Genomic DNA, 3074 nt, shown 5'->3' with positions numbered 1-3074 from the left:
CATCCGCTCGGCATTCCGATTCCGCATACCGCGATCCTGCCGCGCAAGAAAGAACGCATCGGCGAAAATCTCGGCAAGTTCGTCGAGCAGAATTTTCTTGCGCCGAATGTCGTGGCGGAGAAAATTGTCGCTATCGATTACGCCGGTCCGTTCGGGCGCTGGCTCGCCGAGCCGCGTCAGGCCGGGCGGATCGCCGCGGCGCTGGTGTCGTTTTTGCCGAAACTGCTCGGCGCTTTCGACCAGGCGCAGGTACGGGGATTCATCAAGCAGCAGGTGTTGTCTTTCGCCGGCAAAATCGATGTCGCGCCGCTTGCGGCCCAGCTCCTGAACAGCCTGACGGTCAACGGCCGCCATCAGCAGTTGCTGACCGCTGTCATCGGCCAGTTGTCGATTCTGCTCGACGCAAACAAGCCGACCATACGCGAGAAAGTCGAGCGCGAGGTCTGGTGGATCCTGCGCAAGCTCGCGATCGACGAGAAGATCTACAACAAGATCGTCGACGCGGTTGAGGACTACCTGCGGGAAGTCCGCGACGCGCCCGATCATCCGTTGCGCGAACGTTTCGATGCGAGCCTCGCCGAATTTATCGTCAAGCTCGAAACATCTCCGGAGTATCGCGAAAAAGGCGAGGCGATCAAGCAGCAGTTGCTGCAAAGCCCGGCTTTGCACGGCTATCTCGAGGGGTTGTGGGACGACATCCGCAACTATCTGACGAGCGATGCGGCGCGTCCCGATTCCGTAGTCGGGAAGCGCATCGAAAGCGCATTGATCCATCTGGGATCGGCGCTGGCGCGCGACCAGGCGCTGCACGACCGGATCAATCAGTGGCTGCGCGAATTGATCGTGGAAACGGTGCGGGAGCACGGCCATCATGCCGCGAACTTCATCGCCGATGTCGTGCGGCGCTGGGATACCGATACCGTCACGCAGAAAATCGAGCTCGAAGTCGGCCCCGATCTGCAATACATCCGCATAAACGGCACCTTGATCGGCGGCCTGGTCGGTGTAATTATCTACAGCGCCTCGCTGTTTTTCTAGGACCTGTTCCCTGACTTCTTTTTTCGACCGCTACCCACGTTTATTCCGATGCAAACGCCTGCCAGCCCGCCCCTGACCGAATCCGCAGCCGACGAGAACCAGATCGTCGCGGAACGCCGCGCCAAGCTGCGCGCGCGGCGCGAACAGGGCATTGCCTTCCCCAACGATTTTGTGCGCGAAAATCTGGCCGCCGATTTGCAAAACGCGCATGGCGAAAAATCAAAACAGGAACTCGAGGCAGCCGCGATCGCTGGCAGCGTCGCCGGGCGCCTGGTATTGAAACGCGTGATGGGCAAGGCGAGCTTCGCGACCCTGCAGGACATGAGCGGGCGCATCCAGCTCTACATCAGCGACGATCACACTGGCGCAGCGGAGCACGCCGCATTCAAGGAATTCGATCTCGGCGACATCATCGCGGCGCGCGGCGCGCTGTTCAAAACCAAGACCGGTGAACTGTCGGTGCGCGCCTCCGAAATCCGGCTGTTGACCAAGGCGCTACGACCGCTGCCGGAAAAATTTCACGGCCTGACCGACCAGGAACAGAAGTACCGTATGCGCTACCTCGACCTGATCACCAACGAGGCCACGCAAAAAACCTTCATCACGCGTTCGCGCATCATGCAGGCGCTGCGCGAATTTTTCGTGGCGCGCGGCTATCTCGAAGTCGAGACGCCGATGATGCATTCGATTCCGGGCGGCGCGGCGGCGCGGCCTTTCGTCACGCATCACAACGCGCTCGACATGCGGCTGTACCTGCGTATCGCGCCCGAGTTGTTTCTGAAGCGGCTGGTCGTCGGCGGCTTCGAGAAAGTATTCGAGATCAACCGCAGCTTCCGCAACGAAGGGATTTCGACGCGCCACAATCCCGAGTTTACGATGCTCGAATTTTACGAGGCTTACCGCGACTATCGCTATTTGATGGACCTCACGGAAACGCTGTTGCGCGAACTCGCCCAACAGGTGGTGGGGGCATCGACGATACCCTGGCAGCAACGCACGATCGATTTCGGCAAGCCGTTCCAGAGGCTGACGATGCTGGATGCGCTCAAGCAATATCACGCGCGGTACGACGAGGCGCGGCTGCATGATGCCGGTTTCCTGCGCGATGAATTGCGCGCGCTGAAGCTTACGACGCGCAGCAACGATGCACTCGCTACGCTGCAATTGAAGTTGTTCGAGGAAACGACGGAGCATCTGCTGTTCGAGCCCACGTTCATCCTCGACTATCCGGCTGAAGTCTCGCCGCTGGCGCGCCGCAGCGACAGCAATCCGCAGATCACCGAGCGCTTCGAACTGTTTATCGCCGGCCGCGAAATCGCCAACGGCTTTTCCGAATTGAACGACGCCGAAGATCAGGCTGCGCGCTTTCAAGAACAGGCGCAGCGGAAGGAAGCTGGCGATGTCGAAGCCATGCACTACGACGCGGATTACATCCGCGCGCTTGAATACGGCTTGCCGCCGACGGCGGGCGAAGGCATCGGCATCGACCGCCTCGTCATGCTGCTGACCGATTGTCCGAGCATACGCGACGTGATTCTGTTTCCTCAGATGCGGCCCGCGGATTGAGTTCAATGAACCAGCCTATCTGGCGACCCTCGCCCGAGCGTACCGCGCATGCGAACATGACTGCGTTCAGGCGCGCGGTAACGGAAACCTGGGGCGCGCAGATGGACGATTACGCCGGTTTGTACGCGTGGTCAGTCACCGAACCCGAAAAATTCTGGCGCTCGCTGTGGTCGTTTGCCGGCATCGTCTCGGAACAGCAGGGCGATGTGGTTTTGCGCAACGGGACCGCCATGCCCGGCGCGCAATGGTTTCCCGAAGCTAGTCTGAATTTTGCGCAGAACCTGCTACGGCGGCGCGATCATGAAACCGCCATCGTTTTTCGGGGCGAAGACAAGGTCGCGCACACGCTCAGCTTCAATCAGCTTTACGAAACGGTTTCGCGGATTGCGCAAGCGATGCGCAACGCCGGTGTGGGCCGCGGCGACCGCGTCGCCGGCTACTTGCCGAACATGCCGGAAGCCGTGATCGCG

3 protein-coding genes are annotated in these 3074 nt (G+C 60.4%); all 3 read left to right on the top strand.

From position 1 onward, the window contains the following. On the top strand, positions 1–1038 hold a 1038-nt coding region (locus H0V78_01160), incomplete at its 5' end, for a DUF445 domain-containing protein (GenBank protein ID MBA2350428.1). Positions 1039–1086: 48 nt separating this feature from the next. After that, positions 1087–2604 (top strand): lysine--tRNA ligase, encoded by a 1518-nt coding sequence (gene lysS, locus H0V78_01155; GenBank protein ID MBA2350427.1) that lies wholly within the window; start codon positions 1087–1089, stop codon positions 2602–2604. Between the two features lie 5 nt (positions 2605–2609). Then, positions 2610–3074, top strand: a 465-nt coding sequence (locus tag H0V78_01150; protein MBA2350426.1) for an AMP-binding protein, incomplete at its 3' end; no start/stop codon positions are given.

It is taken from the genome of Burkholderiales bacterium (genome assembly GCA_013695435.1).
Lineage (GTDB): Bacteria > Pseudomonadota > Gammaproteobacteria > Burkholderiales > JACMKV01 > JACMKV01.
The sequence above is the reverse complement of the archived record's forward strand: the minus strand, read 5'-3'. Positions and strand labels throughout refer to the sequence as shown.